Genomic DNA, 2,559 nt, shown 5'->3' on the forward strand with positions numbered 1-2,559 from the left:
ATAGATATCCTTAAATTAAAGGGTAAGCGGATTAAATGGTTGATCTTACCTTTGCATGAGAGTGAGACAGACCGGCATCTCATCGGATTATCTGGTTGATGCTTCACCTACTGCTGGTGCATGTTTCCTTCGCTAATTCCAGCAAGAACCCCACACGCCTCAACTTCCCGGTCATCGTTGCAACTCGCTCTCAGTGAAACGAGTTGTTTCTCAAGCGCTTGCAGAGCGGTTATCTGCGACCGCACATGAGAGATGTGATCATCGAGCAAGGCGTTGACGGCGGTACAAGGCTGATGAGGGTCGTCCTGATAGCTCTGTAGTTCGTGAATCTCAGCCAGTGACAGGCCCAGGATTCTGCAGCGACGGATGAAGGCCAGCCCCTCACCATGCTTCTCGGTATAGACACGGTAACCGTTGTCCTGCCGATCAGGCGGCGGCAACAAGCCCTGCTGTTCATAGAAGCGGATCGTCTGTGTTTCGACCCCTACCAACTGCGCCAACTGACCAATGCGCATCAGCCTCCTCCCCAACGGATTCTTTACTCTATTGACCTTATAGTAGCTTTATAGTTTTAAATGGTACCACAACATTGTTCAAGTGGAGTCGTATCATGAGCAAATCCTGTGGTGGCGCCTGTGGCGGTGATGCAACGTCCGCAGCGGATACCGATATACAGGCCTCCTCCGAGGCGCCAGGGAGATGGGTCAGTGTTTATGCCGTGCCGAAGATGGACTGTCCATCAGAAGAACGAATGATTCGCCTAGCCCTGAACGGCTTTGAGGAGATTCGGGCGCTGTCCTTCGACTTGTCGAACCGCCGGCTGAAGGTCGTGCATGACGGCGAGGTCGAGCCCGTCACCTCGAAACTGAAGACCTTGGGGCTAGGCGCCTCGCTTCAGGAAACCGTCGCTGCAAATCCGGAGACCATCAAGGCCGCCGAGTTTTCGGCAGCTTCTGCTAAGCAAGAATCCGGGACCCTGCGCTGGTTGCTCGGCATCAATGCACTTCTGTTCGTGGTGGAAATGACTGCCGGTCTGATCGCCCGGTCCACCGGCCTGATTGGAGAATCCCTGGACAATTTTGCCGATGCGGCGGTGTACGGGCTTGCCCTTTATGCGGTTGGACATAGCGTGAAAATGCAGGTACGTGCCGCGCATCTTGCTGGTGTACTGCAACTGATCTTGGCTGTGGGCGTGCTCGTAGAGGTGGTGAGACGCTTTGTATTCGGTAGTGAGCCTGAATCGCTGGTGATGATGGCTATCGCATTCGTCGCATTGATTGCCAATACCAGTTGTCTGCTGCTCATATCCAAACATCGGGAAGGCGGGGCGCACATGAAGGCAAGCTGGATATTCTCGGCCAACGACGTGGTGATCAACCTGGGGGTCATCACCGCCGGCGCCCTGGTCGCGTGGACCGGTTCCAATTATCCGGATCTGATTATCGGCACCATCGCGGGGGGCATTGTACTTAACGGTGCCAGACGCATTTTGGCGTTGAAGGGTTAAATAATGCTCATTATTGGCAAAAAGCTCTCGCCGTATGCCCTATTGTCCATATCGGGCCTGCTGGCAGCGTCTGATCAGGCTGTAAAGTGGCTGGTGCAGCAATCAATGGCCTATGGCGAGTATGTTTCGGTGACCCCGTTCTTTAACTGGGTGCACCTATGGAACACCGGTGCCGCATTCAGTCTTTTTGCGAATGGTGGAGGCTGGCAGCGCTACTTTTTTATCGGAATCGCGGTAGTGGTCTCGATTTTTCTGATCAAGCATCCAGACGATTTGGACTCGGATTTATACCTGTTACGACAGTTAATCGATGACGAGATAGACCGTTACCAATTAGAAAAACGGTATATCACTAAATCAGGTAATACCATTGTGTGGTTGATCAGCGTTCACTCAAGCCTGAAATGAACTGGACGGTGGCGGGATAATCGCTGCTGCCCTGCTTCAACGCGCAACGCAAACCCTGGCTCACGTACACTCAGTTCCCCCGAGATTGCCGAAAATAATGTCAATCTATTAACCCGTTCATGTTTCGACACCATGAACGGGCCTATCTGTGCTACCGAATCTCTTATCTCACTAGAGATACAGATGACGAGGCTGGAATGGTCAAATGCGCAGGTAGAAACGCGGGTAGAAGCGCGGGTAGAACCCAAACCCAAGACACCGGAGCTGGTACTGGCTCTGTTGTCGACGGAGCCTGATTTGACGCTAAAAGAGGTGGCACTTCGGCTTGATAAAGCAACCAGTACCATAGAGCGGGCCGCCTCTGGTCTGGTCAAAGCCGGTCGCTTACGTTTTGTCGGGCCGCGCAAGCGTGGTCGGTGGGAGCTGTTGTGATGAAAGAGACAGGCAACGAATTCCCAACTCTCAGTGCTTGAATCTCCTTTGGCGCCATCTTTGTGTTTTGCTCGCGGTAAACGCTGGGCTTCGCAGGCTCAGCACCAGCCTACAACGGTTTTTGCCGGATGCATGGCTGTCCTTTGGTGATCTCGGATGCTCATTAAAAAACATCAACAAAATCAGATAGATATAAAATACCTAATAAAATC

General features: G+C 52.5%; 4 protein-coding genes. 3 read left to right on the forward strand and 1 reads right to left on the reverse strand.

What is annotated here, in order from left to right; translation table 11 throughout:
* Positions 1 to 107 precede the first annotated feature (107 nt).
* Entirely contained in the window at positions 108 to 515 is a 408-nt protein-coding gene (gene cadR / locus BN1134_RS03915; RefSeq protein WP_004364961.1) for a Cd(II)/Pb(II)-responsive transcriptional regulator, read from the reverse strand.
* A gap of 95 nt (positions 516 to 610) precedes the next feature.
* Here cadR and BN1134_RS03920 point away from each other — a divergent pair, with 95 nt between their 5' ends.
* The 3 genes from BN1134_RS03920 to BN1134_RS03930 all read left to right on the forward strand — a co-directional run bounded on the left by BN1134_RS03920 (position 611) and on the right by BN1134_RS03930 (position 2,347).
* Entirely contained in the window at positions 611 to 1,507 is an 897-nt protein-coding gene (locus BN1134_RS03920) for a cation efflux transmembrane domain-containing protein (RefSeq protein ID WP_004364974.1), read from the forward strand.
* Positions 1,508 to 1,510: 3 nt separating this feature from the next.
* Positions 1,511 to 1,915 (forward strand): signal peptidase II, encoded by a 405-nt coding sequence (locus tag BN1134_RS20380; protein WP_425524541.1) that lies wholly within the window; start codon positions 1,511 to 1,513, stop codon positions 1,913 to 1,915.
* A gap of 183 nt (positions 1,916 to 2,098) precedes the next feature.
* Positions 2,099 to 2,347, forward strand: a complete 249-nt coding sequence (locus BN1134_RS03930; protein ID WP_042045363.1) for a hypothetical protein — start codon at positions 2,099 to 2,101, stop codon at positions 2,345 to 2,347.
* Positions 2,348 to 2,559 lie beyond the last annotated feature (212 nt).

Origin of the sequence: Aeromonas simiae (assembly GCF_000820125.1) — a bacterium.
Classification (GTDB): Bacteria; Pseudomonadota; Gammaproteobacteria; order Enterobacterales; family Aeromonadaceae; genus Aeromonas; species Aeromonas simiae.